Source organism: Kitasatospora sp. NPDC057015 (assembly GCF_042673745.1).
Lineage (GTDB): Bacteria > Actinomycetota > Actinomycetes > Streptomycetales > Streptomycetaceae > Kitasatospora.
The window spans coordinates 59,665-76,202 of record NZ_JBHUSG010000042.1 but is presented as its reverse complement, the minus strand read 5'-3'; the positions used below and the strand labels follow the sequence as shown (position 1 = coordinate 76,202).

Below are 16,538 nucleotides of genomic sequence, written 5' to 3'. Positions count from 1 at the left end.
CGGCCCCCCCGCCGCCGGTGGTTCCCCTGCTGGGGGGGGGCGGGGGGGGGGGGGGGCGGGCGCCGCCCCCCCCCCCCCCGCCCCGCACCCCGGCGTCGGCAGCCGGTCAGGCCAGCTGGGCCGCCTGCAGACCCGCGTACGCGCCACCGCCGCGGAGCAGTTCGGCGTGCGAACCGATCTCGGCGATCCGGCCGTCCTCCAGCACCACGATCCGGTCCGCGCCCTTGATGGTCGACAACCGGTGCGCCACCACGAAGACCGTCCGGCCCCGGACCAGCCGGCCCAGCGCCTGCTGCACCAGCGCCTCCGACCGCGAGTCGAGCGCCGAGGTGGCTTCGTCCAGGACGAGCACCCGCGGATCGCGGATCAACGCGCGGGCGATCGCCAGCCGCTGCTTCTGGCCACCGGAGAGCCGGGCCCCGCGTTCGCCGACGACGGTGTCCAGACCCTGCGGCAGCCGGTCGATGAACTCCAGCGCGTTGGCGTCCCGCAGGGCCGCGCGGACGGTCTCCTCCGGCACGGTCGGCAGCCCGTAGGTCACGTTCTCGCGGACGGTGCCCTCGAAGAGGATCGACTCCTGCGGGACGACGGAGAGGAACCTGCGGTAGCTGCGCAGGTCCAGCGACTCCATGTCCCGGCCGTCCAGCAGGATCCGGCCCTCCGTCGGACGCAGGAACCCGATCACCAGGTTCAGCACCGTCGACTTGCCCGCACCCGAGCCGCCCACCAGCGCGATGGTCTCACCCGGGCGGACGGTCAGGTCGAAGCCCTCGATCGAGGGCCGGTCGGCGCCCTCGTAGCGGTAGCCGACGCCGCGGAAGTCCACCCGGCCACGGACCTGCTCGACGTCCGCCTTGCCGGAGTTGACCTCCAGGTCCGGGGCCTGCAGCACCTCGCCCGCCGAGCGGACCGAGGCCAGCCCCTTGCCGATGACCGGGGTCAGGCTCATCAGGCTGGTCACCGAGCCGGTGAGGGTGGAGAAGTAGGCGCTGAGCATGACCACCTGGCCCGCGCTGACGTTCATCCAGCCGTAGTACGCGACCAGCGCGGAGCCGGCCAGGCAGCTCACGCCGATCGCGTTCAGCAGGATCCAGGTGAGCGCGCCGAACCGGCCGTTCAGCAGGTCCAGGCGCAGCCCCGCGCTGAGCACCGACCCCAGCGTCCGGTCGACCCGGCGCAGCGCCGTGCGCTCCAGGCCGTGCGCCCGGGTGATCGGGATGAGCGTCGTCATCTCGTTGATCCGGGAGGAGAGTTGCTCCACCTGGACCCGGAACGACTCGTTGTCGGAGCGCAGCCGCTCACGCAGCCGCACCACCAGGAGGGCCGAGGCCGGCACGATGACCAGGAACACCGGCAGGAACACCGGCGCCTGCACCGCGAGCACCACCACGCCGCCGGTCAGGGTGGCGACGGCGCCCAGCCCCATGTCGGCGGTCTGCTGGGTGGCGTTCTCGATGCCCTCGACGTCCCGGACCACCTTGGCCTGCAGCACACCGGCGCTGACCCGGGAGTGGTAGCCGATCGAGAGCTGTTGCATCCGGTGGCAGAGCGCGGAGCGCAGCCGGGTGCCGGTGCGGCGGATGCTGCCGTGCATCCAGCGGACGTAGAGCAGGTGCAGCGGCAGGTTGAGCAGCAGGATCACCAGCAGGACGGCCGCGTTCCACCACAGCACCGATATCGGCCGGTGCTGGACCACGACGTCGATGATGTTGGCGGTGATCAGCGGCAGCAGCCAGACCGGGGTGTGCTTGGCGAAGTAGGCGAGGACGGCGAGCAGTACCCGCCGCCGATCGGGCTGGAAGAGGTAGACCAGCGTACGGACGGGGTGTTCGCCACGGTAGCGGTGGCTGAGCGGGCCTTGCGGCAACGCCATGAACGTCTCCTGGGGGCGGAGTGCGGTGCGGGGAGGGAGGCGAGGGTGCGCCCATCCTCGCAGCGCGGCGGCCTTCGGCGACACTCCTTTCCGGCGCCGCCGAGCGGGTCTCCGGTGCGGCCGGGTGCGGGCCGACGGTCGACGCGGTCGACCGGGAGGGCGCGGCGCCGTCCGGCCGCTGCCCGGCTGGCCCGCGCCCTCGGCCGGGAGGTCGCGCGACCCCGGCTCGGGCGGGAGACGCGGGGGATTCGCGCGCTGATCCGACGCGAACCACCTGACACGGCCTAACGTGCAGCGTGTACCCGCGAGTCACGAGGAGAGGGCCCTTCGATGCCGGAATCGCACAGCATGCTGTTCGTCACCTTCGACGACCCGGTGGCCGTCCGGGCCGCCTACGAGGAGGCCAAGGAGCTGCCAGGGGTCCGTCAGGCGGCCGTCCTGGAGCGGTCGGCCGAGGGCATCCTCGACGTGCCCGAGAGCTGGGTGCACGGAGCCGGGACGCCGACCGTGGTGAGCGGGATCGTCGGCGGCCTGGTCGGACTGCTGGCCGGCCCGGTCGGGTTCTTCCTCGGCTGGACGGCGGGCACCGTGCTGGGCGGCGTGAGCGAGCTCAAACGCTTTCAGGACGCCGCGGAGAGCCTGACGGTGTTCAGCAGCGGTCTCGCGGAGGGCAAGGCCCTGCTGATCGCCGAGGTGCGGGAGGAGTCCCCGACCGCGGCCGACGCGCTGGCCGCGCGGCACGGCGGTAGGCTCGTCCGCCGCCCGGCCGAGGAGGTGGAGGCGGAGGTCCGATCCGCCCAGGAGGCGGCCGAGGACGAGGTGCGCAAGGAGCACGAGGAGGAGGCGCGCGGTCCGGAGGACGTGCACTGAGGGCCGATCCGGCCGAGCCGACCGGGCCGGCGGATCCAGCCGATCCGTCAGGGCAGCCGGAGCCGGGCGGGTCAGCCGGGGCGGCCGGGCTACTCCCCGGGCACGTCCTGCGGGCCGTCGCCGAGGAGCCACGGGTCGCCCGGGCGCTTCGGCCGGCCGGTCACCACGCGCAGGACGGTCTGCTCCTGGTCGGGTTCGACCAGCACCGCACCGCGCGCGTGCAGCGCGTGGATGCCGGCTCGCTGCTCCTGCTCCGAGCCGCCGCCGGCGCCCAGCAGGCCGGCCAGCTCCGACACGGGCACCGAGGTGGTGCCGCCGGCGCGGCGCAGCCGCAGCTCGCCCTCGTCCACAGCCAGGTCCAGCCAGAGCGCCTGCACCGGGACGTTCGGTCCGTACAGTGGCCGCAGCCGGGCCAGGCGCCGCATCATGCCCACCGCGCCCGGGGTGATCTGCGGATCGGCGGCGGCCCGGTCGGGGCTGATCCCGGCCGCGACGGTGATCCACTCGTCGTAGCCGGGCGGCTGCAACTCCTGCAGCGAGTACTCGGCCGCGGCCCGCTCCCGCCGCGGCTTGCCGGCCTTCGTGCGTCCCATCCTGGGGGTGTCCTCTCCGTTCGTGCCCTGCCGGGCCTGCTCATTGAACACCCTGGGGAGGCGGGCGCCTGCCCAGGGTCACGGTCGGGGGCGTCCGCCGGCCGGGGCGCTTCGGTGGGGCCGATGGTGGGTGTACGACTCGGCCCTCCGGGTGATCATGCGGGCCGAACGGCTCTGCACAGGATTTCCGCAGGCCGGGTCGGGACACGCTGGTTGGCAACCGGCCCCCGACGAAAGGCGCCCGTGATGGTGGCCCTCCTGCTGCTCACCGCTCCGCTGCTGCTCGCGGTCGTCCTGGCCGGCTCCGGGCGGGGCCATCGCCGGGCCCGCTCGACGGTGTTCCGGCGACATAGCCGCGGTGGTGCCCGGCACGCGGCCCGGCGGCGGATCGCGACCTGACCGGGTGCTCCGGCGGGCTCGGCGCCGACCGTCCCGCCGGCGGGACGGCCCCCGCCCCGCGGCCCGGAGAAACCGGAGAAGAAACCGGTGCCCGCCGATCGGGTTTGCCCGCCGCGATCCGGGTCAGACGTGTTGTCGGGACGGCCCGTACACTCCCCCCGGGCGGGCCGCCCGCAGCGCAGCCCCGGACCCTCCCCCCGGTCCGGGGCTGCTGCACGTCCACCCCGAAGGCGCCCGCGGCACGGCCGCGCGCCCGAGCCCTCGCACCGTCGAGCCGCCAGGCCCTCGCGCCATGCGCACGGTGCACGCGGCGGCCGCGACCCCTACCTGCGGGTAGCCGCGCCCGGTTGCCCGGCGTGGCGCGCGGCAGATGATGCCGGGTCCGCCGCGAGCCGCGATGATCGGAGCAGCCGCCCGGTGGAACCGGCGGCCCGGCCCCGCCGGCGCAGCAGCCGATCGGGCCGGGAGACGGGCCGTGGCGACGGGCCGGGGCAGCCGCCCCTCGCCCGCCGTTCGCGCCGCGTGAGGAGGACCTTCGCATGACAACTGCACGGCCCAAGGCCACCACCGGTAAGAAGGCCGCCGCCAGGAGGAAGAAGCCGGCGCCCGCGGGCCTCACCTTCGATCGGAGCCACACGCCCCAGGAGCGCGCCGCCCGGGGCAAGGCGGCCCGGACGACGTCGCCCAGGTCGGGCCACGGCTGGTTCGAGCCGCCGGCGGGCCGGGCGGACCCGGTGGACCTCCTGGAGGCGCAGTCGGCCGAGCGGCTGCCCGAGCTCATCCCGATCCGCTACGGGCGGATGACCGAGTCCCCGTTCCGCTTCTACCGGGGCGCCGCCGCGATCATGGCCGCCGACCTCGCCGGGAGCCCGGACTCGGGCCTGCGCACCCAGCTCTGCGGTGACGCGCACCTGCTGAACTTCCGGCTGATGGCCTCGCCGGAGCGCCATCTGCTCTTCGACATCAACGACTTCGACGAGACCCTGCCGGGGCCCTGGGAGTGGGACGTCAAGCGGTTGGCGACCAGTCTGGTGATCGCCGGCCGGGCCAACGGCTTCGACGACGCGGAGCGCGCCGACATCGTGCGCGGCGCCGTCGGCTCGTACCGCGAGCGGATGCGGATCTTCGGCGGGATGCGCCGGATCGACGTCTGGTACGCCCAGGCGGATGTGGAGCGCCTGCGCGAGGTGGCCGCGGGGCGGCGACTGGAGAAGGCCGGGCGCAAGAACCTGGAGAAGGCCGTGGAGAAGGCCCACTCCCGGGACAGCCTGCAGGCCTACGACCGGCTCACCGAGGTGGTCGACGGCCGGCGCCGGATCGCGGCCGACCCGCCCCTGCTGGTGCCGCTGCGCGACATCCTGCCGGACGCCGAGCACACCGCCATGGAGGACCAGTTCGGCCGGCTGGTGGAGAGCTACGCCCGCAGCCTCCCGTCCGACCGCCGGTACCTGCTCAGCCAGTACCAGGTGGCCAGCGTGGCCCGCAAGGTGGTCGGCGTCGGGAGCGTCGGCACCCGGTGCTGGATCATCCTGTTGCTCGGCCGGGACGACGAGGACCCGCTCTTCCTGCAGGCCAAGGAGGCCGGGCCGTCCGTCCTCGCCGCCCACGTGGGTGCCAGCGAGTACGACAACCAGGGCGAGCGCGTGGTCGCGGGCCAGCGGCTGATGCAGGCCACCAGCGACATCTTCCTCGGCTGGGAGCGGACCACGGGCATCGACGGGCGCCAGCGCGACTTCTACATCCGCCAGCTGCGCGACTGGAAGGGCATCGCCAAGCCCGAGCTCATGTCACCGAAGGGGCTGCAGGGCTTCGGCGAGCTGTGCGGCGCGACCCTGGCGCGGGCGCACGCCCGCTCGGGGGACCCGATCGCGATCGGGTCCTATCTCGGCGGCGGCGACTCCTTCGACCGGGCGCTGGTGGGGTTCGCCGAGGCGTACGCCGACCAGAACGAGCGCGACTTCCGGGCGCTGGAGGAGGCGGTGGCCTCCGGCCGGGTGGTCGCGGAGCGGGAGACGGAGTAGCGGCACCGCCGGGCCCGTCAGAGCGCAGGGACGCGCTGACTGGCGACCAGCTCCCGGTAGGGGGTGCAGCGCTCCAGCAGGGTGGGGTGGTCGCCGGCGTCGACGACGGTGCCCCCGGTGAGCATGATCACGTGGTGGGCGTGCTGGACGGTCGAGAGCCGGTGGGCCACCACGATCACGGCGCGGGTCGCCGCCAGCTCCTCCACCACCGTTCGGAAGCGCTGTTCGTTCAGCCCGTCCAGCTGGCTGGTGGGCTCGTCGAGGAGGACGATGTCCGCGTCCGAGAGCAGCGCGCGGGCCAGGGCCATCCGCTGGCGCTGGCCGCCGGAGAGGTCCGACTCCCGGCCGAGCGGGGTGTCGAGCCCCTGGGGCAGCCGGGCGATGTCCTCGGTGAGGCCCACGGCGTCCAGGGCCGCCGCGAGCTCGCGGTCGCTCGCCCGCCGGCTCCGGCCGAGCTGCAGGTTCTCCCGGGCGGTGGCCTCCAGCAGGGTGAAGGCCTGGTCCACGTACGCGATCCGGGCCCGTAGCGCGTCCAGCGGCCAGTGCCGGGCGTCGTGGCCGAGCACGGTGATCGAGCCGGAGGAGGGCCGGATGAACCGGTCGATCAGCGAGAGCGCGGTGCTCTTGCCGGCCCCCGAGGGCCCCACCACGGCGGTCAGTCCGGTGCGGGCGGTGGTGAAGGAGATCCCGCGCAGGGCGGCGTCGCCGGCCCCGGCGTGGGTGTAGGAGACGGCGCGGAAGACCACGGACGGGGCGTCCGGCAGCGGGGTCGGTGCGATGCGGTCGACGTCCTGCGGATCGCTCTCCGGGGCCAGCGCCAGCAGGTCGTTGCAGCGGTCCCGGGCGGCCAGGCCGGCCTGCAGCCGGCCGAAACCGGTGGCCAGCGTGCTCACCGACGGCACGGTCTGGAGCAGGTAGAGCAGGAACGCCGCGAACGCCGCCACCCCGATCTCGCCGGCCGCCAGCCGGGCACCGCCGGTGAGGATCACGGCGATCATCGCGCACTGGTTGCCGAGGGTGAGCGCCGCCGGGATGAGCGCGCCGAGCCGCGCGCCGGCCAGTGAGACGGCCCGCAGCCGCTCGGCGTCGGCGGCGAGCGCCCGGGCGGCCACCGGCTCGGCCCGGTAGGCCTTGATGGTGGTCAGCGCCTCCAGATCGGCCGTGAAGCGCTGGGAGATCCGCCCCACCGCGTTCTGCTGCCCGGTGACGTTGTCCTTCATCCGGCGCAGGATCAGCAGCACCAGCACCATCAGGACGACCAGCGCGGCGACCGTGACCGCGGTGAGCACCCAGTCGATCCACACCATCACGAGCAGGGTGGCGGTGACGGTCAGCGCCGCCAGCGGCAGCTGGGTGGCGATCTCCACCACCTGGCGCAGCAGCATGGCGTCCGAGGTGATCCGGGCCGCGAGCTCCCCGGTGCCCTGGGCGCGGACGACGGCCAGCGGCAGCCCGAGCGCGTGCTCCATGATCCGGATCCGCAGCCGGTAGGTCATCCGCTCGCCGATCCGGGCCAGCAGGAACCCCGAGGCGGCCTGGGTGAGGGCGCCGCCGACGGCCGCCGCGCACATCAGCAGCACGTCCGGGCCGAGCGGCCGGTGCGCGGAGAAGTCGGTGATGATCCGTTGGACCAGCAGCGGGAGGGCCAGGGCCGCGGCCGTGGCGCCCAGCGCCAGGACGAGGGCGCAGCCGAGCCGCCCGGGCTCGGCGGTCAGTTCGCGGCGCAGCCGCACCCGGGCGGGTGCGCTGCGGTCGGTGCGGGCGCGCGTTCGCGCGGTCGCGTCGGATCGGACGGGAGTCTGCGAACGCGCCCCGGGGGACTGGTCGGCCACGGCAACCTCTCTGGTGGTGCGCAGGGGCGGGTGCCCGCCGGGCGGACCCGGGAGGCGGCGCGGAACGGGCCGGAGCGGCGGTGTGCCGTTCCGGCCCGGTGCCCGGCCGGGCCCGCACTGAGGGCCCGGCCGGCTCCGCCGTACTCCGTGCCCCGAGGGGCAGGGGTACGGGTCAGAGGCAGATCAGCGTGCTGACGGTGCTGGTGCCGCAGTTGAGGACGCTCAGCGAGCTGGTGCTGGCGAGGGTGTCGTCGATCGGGGCCGCCTCGGTCTCGGGCAGGTCCATGGTCTGGAGGTCGAGGATCGCCATGATGTTCTCCGTTTCACTACAAGGGGGTGGTGCTACCCGGCCGGCGGCCGGGGGTCGGTGGGGGCGCGGGTGCGCCCGGGCGCCGGGGCCTGCGGCCCTTCGGCGGGTGGCGACGGACGGGGCTCGGAGCCCGTCAGTCGAGGGTGGTGGCGGCCGCCGGCTTCGCGCCCGTCCGGCCGGTCCACGGGAGGAAGGGGGTGCCGGCCAGGGCGGTGCCGAGGGCCAGCAGCACACCGGCCGAGCCGGTGGCCAGGTCCGCCGAGAGGCGGAGCAACTGGTCTCCGGGGAAGGCGAGTTCGCCCCGGTAGCTGACCTGGTGCAGGCCCAGCAGTACCCGTTGGCGGGTGAGCAGGGCCGCCTCGGCCGCTCCGTCGTCCGGTGCCGCCCCGGCCGCCCGGCCCGCGGTGAGGGCCAGGTAGCCGAGCAGTCCGGCCCGCCCGTTGAACAGCCCGGGCTGGATGATGAACTCGGGCTCGGCCGCCCGCCGGATCCGCGCCACGTGGGCGGCCGAGGGGCTGTCGGGGCGGTGGGCCAGCAGGGCGTCCAGGACGAGCCCGATGCCGGCGCTGCCGGTCTCCACGTAGGGCAGTACCCGGCGGCCGTCGACCACCTGGAAGGTGCCGTCGGGCATGGCCGCGCACCGGTCGAGGTCCAGCTCCAGCAGGTGCTCCGCCTGGTCGAGCAGGGCCTGTTCACCTGTCCGCTCGTACAGCCGGACCAGTGCGAGCGCCGTGCCGGAGGCGCCGGCCAGCAGGCCCGCCCGGCGTCGGGGATCACCGCGGCCGGCCTTCTCCAGGACGTCGGCCGCGGACCGGGTGAGGGAGAGCGCCTCGTCCAGCAGCCGGGCGTCGCCGGTGGCGGTGGCGAAGTGCAGCAGGGTCAGAGCGATCCCGGGCGCTCCGGTGGCCAGCCCCGGCCCCGGATCCTCCTCCGGCGCCCGGTCGAGGCGTCCCAACAGGGCCAGCGCCGCCTCGCGTTCGCCGAGCAGGTCCAGCGCGTACGCCACGCCGTGGCCGCCGAAGTACAGGCCCGGTGCGGTCGGCCGGGTGCGGGCGGCGCGGACCAGCCAGTTCACGTGGCCCGGGTCGACGGCGGCGCCGGTGGCGTGCAGGGCGTACAGGGTGCCCGCCGCGCCGTGCGCGAGGCCCAGGGCGCCGCGGGTGAACTGGGCGACGTCCCCGGGGAAGAGCCGGTCCTCGCGTTCGGGGGTGGCCATCGCGGCGATGCCGGCGGCCAACGAGTCCCTGATCGCCGGCCAGTCGGGCGTCGGTGCGGCCAGCAGCGCACCGGTCTCCGCACGGCGCAGGCCCAGCTCGGGGCGGGGCGCGCGGCCGTCCCCGGGGGAGGGGCCGAGCAGCCGGCGGATCTCGTCGGCGTAGCCGGGCGGCACGGGGAAGCGGCGCTCGACCGCGTCGGCGAGCTCCCCGGCCTTGCCCGGGTCGAGCGCGGTCAGCTGCGCCAGCGGCAGGAACAGCCAGAGCCTGATCGCGGCCAGCCCGTACCGGTCGACCTGCGTCCCGCTGTACCCCCGGGGAGCGGTGAAGCCGGCCGCGCCCAGTGCGGGGCGGACGAAGTCGTCCTCGGCACTGGCGAGTTCGAAGTCGATGAAGCAGATGTCACCGTTCGGCCGGACGATCAGGTTGCGGGGGTGGAGGTCGCCGAAGACGACACCGCGGGCGTGGATCGCGGCCAGCGCCGCCTCCACCCGCGCCACGATCTGCAGTGCCTCGCGGGTGTACTCGGCGACGGCGGCCTCGTCGGCGTCCGGGTGGATCAGCGGGTAGCGGGTGGTCAGCCACTCGCTGAGCGACCGGCCCTCGACGAACTCCTGGACCAGGAACTCGTGTTCCCAGGCCGTCAGCAGTCCGTGCTGGGCCGGGACGCCGGGCACGCCGGCCAGCCGGAGCAGGATCGCGTGCTCGTTGCGCAGCCGGGTCACGGCGTCGACCCCGCGCTGGTCCAGCCCGGCGAACGGCCGTGCCTCCTTCAGCACCAGCTGCGGTCCGTCGGCCCCGTCGCGGGCCAGGTAGACGCCCCCCGCGTTGGAGAAGTGCAGGACGCGCTCCACCGTGTACGGCAGGCCGCTGTCCCTGTGCGCCGCGCGCTCGGCGACCGCCGGTGCGATCACGGCGGGTACCGGCACCCAGTCGGGGACGGCGAAGCCGGCGCCCCGGACGTCGGGCACCAGCCGCCCGTCCGGTCCGGCGAGGGCGAGCACCCGCTCGCCGGCCTCGTTGCGGCAGTGGCGCTCGGCGAAGCCCCCGTACCGCAGGTAGAGCGGGCCCTCCTGCCAGCGCAGGTCGCTGAGGATGTAGGGCCCCCGGCGGCCGGCCAGCAGGGGGCCGAGGCCGCTCAGACATCGTTCCAGCTGGGCGTCGTCCACGGGGTAGAGCGTGCAGAACTTCCCACTGGAGCCGCGGGGTGCGTACTTGGAGTTCTGAACCTGGAGGATGGGCAGGCCGCGGAGGAACTTGAACGTGACGCGCTCGCGCAGGCAGTAGGCGTGGACCTCCTCCAGCACCGCCTCGGCGTCCTCGGCGCAGGCGGACACGTGGATCTTCCAGCCCTGCGAGGGTATGCGGACGCCCACCGGCCGTACCACGGCCCAGATCTCCAGGTCGCCGCGCTCCCAGCCGGCCGGCAGCGGGCGGTCGACGGCGGCGAACTCCTCGGGGGCGCCCCAGCGCCGGGGCGAGTCGTAGAAGAGCGGGTCGGCGTAGGCGTAGGCCTCGTACTGGTTGTCCAACGGAACCCTCCTCGGTGCGGGGCGTGTGCAGGTGGGACAGCGCGGGCGCCGGCATCTGTCACCGCCCGGGAGGCAGGAGTCGCCGGGAGACCGGCGACCGGGGGCCGGAGAATCCCGGTCCGTGATGCGACTATCCGAATTGTTGGGGGCATCGGAGTTCGTACGCAACGGCGTATCAGCGGGTATTTCGTCGGAATATTCACGACGGCGCAATGCCGGGCTCTCGAACGAGCCGTCGGGCGCGTACGTGCGCCGCTCCCCCTTCGCGGCGCCCGCCCGAAGGGGTGTCCGGTGGTGGGTCGGTCGCTGCCGCCGAGGTCCGTGCGACCGTGGCACAGTGCGGCTGAACTGCGCAGATGTGAGAGGAGCCCCGCCGGTCCGGTGCGGTGCCGGGGTCGGCCGGCGCACCGGAGTGAGACGGCGCACGGAGGTCGCGGTTCACGTCGTCGACGGCCCCCGCTCGCCCGGAGGGGCTCGGGAATTCGAAGACAGCACGTGAACACACTGTCTGCGCTCGATTATCTGTCCTAATAACGATCGGATATTAGGCCGAGGTGAAAATAGCAGTCTCCTCGTCGGAGGAACGCACCGGGGCCGGACACGCCGGTCGCACCGGGACCGGACACGCCGGGACCGGAGCCGGCACCGGACACGCCGGACGGGCCGGGGGCGGGGCGCGTCGGCGCCTCACCCCCGGCCCGTCGGGGCGCGGGGCCCGGTCAGGCCGGGTTGCCCGCGTGGGTCAGGGTCTCCCAGGACGTGAACAGGTTGTCGGTCCCGGCCGGGCGGCGCTGCTCGGTGAGCGCCTGGGTGTTGTCCATGCCGTAGCCGAGCCGGTTGTGCAGGGCGTTGAAGCCCACCTCGGTGACCGGGCCGAGGCCCGTCTTGAGGCTGCCGCCGCAGAGCCAGGACGGAACGGCCGTGCCCAGCTCGTACTTGGCCTGGAAGCCCAGGGCGTGCCGCAGCCGGTCGGCGACCTCGGGGTACAGGTCCTGGCCCTGGATCCGGCTGGTCTCGGCGACGTGCGCGATCGCCGAGAGGCCGTACCCGGTGTGGGTGAAGTCCCGGCAGGTCTCCTGGGTGAGCCCGTCGACGAAGGTGCCCTGGCCCTGCCAGAACGAGACGATCTGGTCGCGGGTGGTGAGGCCGCTGCCCGGCGCGGTCTTCGGCAGCGCACCGTCGGACGCCAGGTAGATGTACGCCGGCACCCGGCCGCGGAACTTGGTGACCGCCTTGTCGTAGACCGTGCGGTCGTTCAGGAACACCGCGATGCCGATCGTGGCCTCGTTCATGCTGAGTTCCCAGTTGCCGTTGCTGTTCGAGCCGTTGACGACCTCGGGCAGGTAGACGTTGCGCAGCATGGTGCCGAACCGGGTGACCTTGTCGCTGGCCCAGCCGGTGTAGGTGTACCGGATGATCTCGGCGGCGCGCGGCCAGCTGGAGGCCGACCAGGCGGTCTGGAGCGGGGCGTTGCTGTTGGTGTGGTCGGTGATCGTGCCGGACCAGGCGTCCATGATCTGGACGGCCTTGGCCGCGTAACGGCTGTCCTGGGTGATGTACCACTCCAGGGCCAGCGTGTACGCCGCGATGGCGTCCTCACGCTCGTCGGTGCACCCGTAGTTGGGGTTGGAGTACGAGCCGCACTCGACCACCGCGCGCGGCTTGGGGGTGCGGCTGAGCGAGGCGTACCTGCTCGCGTGCATCTGGTCGTAGGCGGCCTTCCACGGCTGCTCGCCGGCCTTCACCTTGGCCCGGACGAAGTCGAGTTGGGCACGACTGTCCAGCACTCCGGGGTGCGCGAAGGCGGTGGGCGCGGCCTCCGCGGCGGGCGCGGCGGTCAGGCCCGAGGCCAGCAGGGTCAGCAGGCCGGCCAGGGCGGGCAGGCTGCGCAGGCGACGGTTCACGGTGGGCTCCTCTCCTCCCGGTCGTTCCGGCGTCAGGCCGGGATCTGCCACTGCTGGTTGGCCGCACCGAAGCAGTCCCAGAGCTGCAGCCGGGTGCCGTTCGCGGAGCTGGGGCCGGTGGCGTCGACGCAGCGGCCGGAGACCGGGTTGACCAGGGTCGAGCCGCTGCCCGGCTGCCACTTCTGGGCGCCGGTGCCGTTGCAGTCCCAGAGCTGGAGCTGGGTGCCGTTCGCGGTGCCGGCGCCGGTGGCGTCCAGGCACTTGCCGAGGGCCTGCAGCGAACCGTCCGCGCCGACCGTCCAGTTCTGGGCGGTGGTGCCGTTGCAGTCGTACAGCTGGATCGCCGTGCCGTTGACGCTGGAGGCCGCCGCGACGTCCACGCACTTGCCGCCGTAGCCGGTGATCCGGCCGGTCGGACGGGGGGTGCCGGTGCCGCCGCCGGTGACGGCGTTGAAGGTGCTCGCGAACTGGTAGGCGCTCTGCGGGGTCCCGCTGCAGGAGTCGGACAGGGTGCCGTTGGTGGCGCAGGCCTTGTCCCGGCCGAGGGCCCAGAAGGCCAGCAGCTGGATGCCGTTGGTGCGGGCGAAGTTGGTCAGGGTGGTGGCGTTGGCGGTGGTGAACACCTCGTTGGTGCTGTCGTTCACCCCGATCATGGGGGTGTTGCCCTCCATGGCCCAGAGCTGCTGGGAGGTCTTGGTGGTCCAGATCTGCCCGAGCTGGGTGTGCAGCGCGGTGGCGGCGTCGGTGGCGGCCTTGCCCATGTCCAGGGTGGGGCCGTAGTCCATGGTCATGATGTTGACCACGCCGACGTTCAGGCCGCGGCTCTTGGCGTTGTTGAGCAGGCTGATCGAGTTGGACTCCAGGCCGGTCGGGTTGACCGGCAGGGTGTAGTGCACGGCCAGGGTGCGGCCGGCGGCGGCGTACTCCTGCTGGAGCTGCGCGAGGGCCTGGTTGCGGCGGTCGTTGGCGGTGGTGTCGCCCAGCGCGCCGCCCTCGATGTCGAGGTCGATCTTGGTGAGGTTGAGGGTGTCGACCACCCGCTTGTACTGGGCCTTCAGGCTGCTCACCGTGGTGCAGGCCTGGCCGAGTTCGGTGCCGGACGCACCGCCGAAGGAGGCGATCACGTCGCCGCCGGCGGCCCGCAGGCTGTTGATCGCCGACTGCCAGCCGGCATCCGTGATGGGGGTGTTGCCGTTGAGGGTGGCGTTGCAGCTGCCGTCGCTGATGACGAAGGCGAGGGTGAAGTACTTGAGGCCGGTCGCGTTGCGGGCGTTGGCGAGCGCGCTGGGGGAGCCCCAGGTCTCGACGTAGGGCGCGGCGTACTGGGCGGGGAAGCCGGGGCCGGGGTTGGCCGCGGCGGTCGCCGCCGGGGCCGCCGCCAGCAGGGTGCCGGCGGCCAGGGCGAGCGGCGCGAGTACCGCGGTCAGGCGTGAGAGGCGTCGCATGGGTGTCCTCCTGAGGACCGTGTGGGGGGTCGGCCGGGTGCGGTGACGGGGCGTCCGGCGGGCGCCCGGAGGGCGCGGGGGAGGCGTCGGACGACGTTCGGGGACGGCCGGCGTCCCGGTCGGGGGCGTTGCCGCCCGGCTCGGCACCGGAGTCAACCGGACCTGACGGGCTGACGTCAAGGGTTATTGACTGGAAGGTTTACTAACCGTCTTTCCGTCAACTGATGAACGATCAACTGCCACATGGGGGGCGCCCGGTCTTCACGAGTTGACGACAATTGGTAGAGACCAAAGGCTTGACGCTTCGCCGTGTCCAGGAGTTGAATCGCTCCCCGACACCGGCAAACGCTCCCCGAGCCCCCGTCCCGCCGGGTGTCGCCCCTTCACCCCCGAGGCGGTCCGCCCGCACCTGCGGGTGTGTCAGGTCCCGCCTCGGCTCACGGAATCCGGAGCCGACCATGTCCAGGCACCGATCTGCCCACCGCCCCCGGGCCCGCACCGCCGGCGCCGCGCTGCTCGCCGGCGCCCTCGCCGCCACCGGTCTGCTGACCTCGGGCACCGCCGCCCACGCGGCCGGCGAGCCCGTCTCGGTCTGGCTGACCACCACCGACGACGCCGGCGGCCGGCACGTCACCCGAGGACTCCAGCAGCAGGCCGGCATCGCCTTCGGCGCCGGCTCGGGCAGCGGCGGCCAGCTGATCACCGTCGACGACAGCACCCGCTACCAGCAGTTCACCGGCGGCGGGGCCTCCTTCACCGACACCGCCGCCTGGCTGCTGAACAGCAGCGGCGCCCTGAGCCCCGCCACCCGCGACGCCACCATGCGGGCGCTCTTCTCGCCCACCGACGGCATCGGGCTCTCCTTCGTCCGCAACCCGATGGGCTCCTCCGACCTCGCCCGGTTCGGCTACACCTACGACGACCGCCCGGCGGGCCAGAGCGACCCCGCGCTCACCGGCTTCTCCATCGCCCACGACCTGGCGGACGTGCTGCCGCTCACCAAGCAGGCCGCGCAGCTCAACCCCGGCCTGAGCGTGATGGCCTCGCCCTGGACGGCGCCCGCGTGGATGAAGGACAGCGGCAACCTCAACGGCGGCTGGCTGAAGTCCGACTACTACGGCAGCTACGCCCAGTACTTCGTCAAGTACCTCCAGGCCTACCAGGCCCAGGGCGTACCGGTGAAGTACGTGACCGTGCAGAACGAGCCCACCTGCTGCTCCGGCTACCCGTCGATGAGCTGGAACGGCTCCGGGCTCGCCTACTTCACCAAGACCAACCTGCTGCCCGCCCTGGCCGGCGCCGGCCTGAACACCAAGGTCCTCTCGCTGGACTGGAACTGGGACCAGTACGCGTCCTACGCGGCGCCCACCGTCGACGACCCGGCCGTCCGCAGCCACCCCAACTTCGGCGGCATCGCCTGGCACGGGTACGGCGGCGACGTCGCCACCCAGACCACGGTGCACAACCAGTACCCCGGCGTGGACGCCTTCGACACCGAGCACTCCGGCGGCACCTGGATCGGCAACCAGCAGCAGGAGGACATGCGCAACATCATCGACTACACCCGCAACTGGGGTAAGTCGGTGACCAAGTGGAGCCTGGCGGTCGACCAGAACATGGGCCCGCACTACGGCGGCTGCGGCACCTGCACCGGCCTGGTCACCGTGCACAACGGCGACTCGCGCAGCGGGCAGGTGGACTACACCGTCGAGTACTACACGATGGGCCACCTCACCAAGTTCGTCCGGCCCGGCGCCTACCGGATCGCCTCGACCGCCAACTCGGCCGTGCCCAACGTCGCCTGGGTGAACCCGGACGGCTCCAAGGCGCTGATCGCCTACAACGACAGCGGCAGCGCGCAGAACGTCCGGGTCGCCTGGGGCGGGCAGAACTTCACCTACAACCTGCCGGCCAAGACCTCCGCCACCTTCACCTGGAACGGCAGCGGCGGCAACCAGGGCGGCGCGAGCGGGCAGATCACCGGACTGGCCGGCAAGTGCCTGGACGTGGCCGCGGCCGCCACCGCCAACGGCACCGCCGTCCAGCTCTACGACTGCAACGGCACCACCGCGCAGACCTGGACGCTCGGCACGGACGGCACCGTCCGCGCGCTCGGCAAGTGCCTGGACGTGACCGGCGGGGCCACCGCGGACGGCAGCAAGGTGCAGCTCTGGGACTGCAACGGCTCCGGCGCCCAGCAGTGGACGTACTCGGCCGGCTCGCACGACATCGTCAACCCGGCCGCCAACAAGTGCCTGGACGCCACCGGCAACAGCTCGGCGAACGGCACCAGGGCGCAGATCTGGACCTGCACGGGCGCCGCCAACCAGAAGTGGACGGCGCCGACCGCCTGACGGCGCCGACCGCCTGACGCCGGCGACCGCCCGACCCGCGGGGACCGCCCGACCGTGGTCGCCGCCCGACCCGACGACCGCCCGGACGATGATCCGCCCGGGCGGTCGGCCCCCGGCCCCCCGGCGGGCCCCGCGCGCCCGGCGCCCCGCCCCCCCCCCACCCGCGCGCCCCGCCGCCGGCCCCCCCCCCC

10 protein-coding genes are annotated in these 16,538 nt (G+C 73.7%); 3 read left to right on the top strand and 7 right to left on the bottom strand.

Going from position 1 to position 16,538, the window contains the following annotated elements:
• Window positions 1–106: 106 nt before the first annotated feature.
• The gene (locus ACFTWP_RS30960; protein WP_380268252.1) at window positions 107–1,873 is read right to left on the bottom strand and encodes an ABC transporter ATP-binding protein; all 1,767 of its coding nucleotides are present in this window, start codon (window positions 1,871–1,873) and stop codon (window positions 107–109) included.
• 330 nt (window positions 1,874–2,203) lie between these two features.
• Between ACFTWP_RS30960 and ACFTWP_RS30955 the strand changes: the two genes are divergently transcribed.
• Complete coding sequence (locus ACFTWP_RS30955) at window positions 2,204–2,743, top strand: histidine kinase (protein ID WP_380268251.1); 540 nt, start codon at window positions 2,204–2,206, stop codon at window positions 2,741–2,743.
• An 89-nt stretch (window positions 2,744–2,832) separates the two neighbouring features.
• Here the strand turns inward: ACFTWP_RS30955 and ACFTWP_RS30950 are convergent, their stop codons facing one another.
• Window positions 2,833–3,336 (bottom strand): hypothetical protein, encoded by a 504-nt coding sequence (locus tag ACFTWP_RS30950; RefSeq protein ID WP_380268250.1) that lies wholly within the window; start codon window positions 3,334–3,336, stop codon window positions 2,833–2,835.
• 938 nt (window positions 3,337–4,274) lie between these two features.
• On the opposite strand from ACFTWP_RS30950, the gene ACFTWP_RS30945 reads away from it, so the two are divergent.
• Window positions 4,275–5,756 carry a DUF2252 domain-containing protein gene (locus ACFTWP_RS30945; RefSeq protein ID WP_380268249.1) on the top strand — a complete coding sequence of 494 codons (1,482 nt, stop codon included), beginning with the start codon at window positions 4,275–4,277 and terminating at the stop codon, window positions 5,754–5,756.
• Between the two features lie 17 nt (window positions 5,757–5,773).
• On the opposite strand, the gene ACFTWP_RS30940 is transcribed toward ACFTWP_RS30945, so the two are convergent.
• From ACFTWP_RS30940 to ACFTWP_RS30920, 5 genes are all read right to left on the bottom strand, one after another.
• Window positions 5,774–7,588 carry an ABC transporter ATP-binding protein gene (locus ACFTWP_RS30940; RefSeq protein WP_380268248.1) on the bottom strand — a complete coding sequence of 605 codons (1,815 nt, stop codon included), beginning with the start codon at window positions 7,586–7,588 and terminating at the stop codon, window positions 5,774–5,776.
• Window positions 7,589–7,760: 172 nt separating this feature from the next.
• Entirely contained in the window at window positions 7,761–7,898 is a 138-nt protein-coding gene (locus ACFTWP_RS30935) for a SapB/AmfS family lanthipeptide (protein ID WP_380268247.1), read from the bottom strand.
• A 133-nt stretch (window positions 7,899–8,031) separates the two neighbouring features.
• Window positions 8,032–10,644, bottom strand: coding sequence for a class III lanthionine synthetase LanKC (gene lanKC / locus ACFTWP_RS30930; protein WP_380268246.1), 2,613 nt, complete (start codon window positions 10,642–10,644; stop codon window positions 8,032–8,034).
• Window positions 10,645–11,363: 719 nt separating this feature from the next.
• The gene (locus ACFTWP_RS30925; RefSeq protein WP_380268268.1) at window positions 11,364–12,527 is read right to left on the bottom strand and encodes an alginate lyase family protein; all 1,164 of its coding nucleotides are present in this window, start codon (window positions 12,525–12,527) and stop codon (window positions 11,364–11,366) included.
• Window positions 12,528–12,580: 53 nt separating this feature from the next.
• Window positions 12,581–13,993 carry a ricin-type beta-trefoil lectin domain protein gene (locus ACFTWP_RS30920; protein WP_380268245.1) on the bottom strand — a complete coding sequence of 471 codons (1,413 nt, stop codon included), beginning with the start codon at window positions 13,991–13,993 and terminating at the stop codon, window positions 12,581–12,583.
• Window positions 13,994–14,451: 458 nt separating this feature from the next.
• On the opposite strand from ACFTWP_RS30920, the gene ACFTWP_RS30915 reads away from it, so the two are divergent.
• Window positions 14,452–16,347: a ricin-type beta-trefoil lectin domain protein gene (locus ACFTWP_RS30915; protein WP_380268244.1), complete on the top strand. Its 1,896-nt coding sequence runs from the start codon at window positions 14,452–14,454 to the stop codon at window positions 16,345–16,347.
• Window positions 16,348–16,538: the final 191 nt, after the last annotated feature.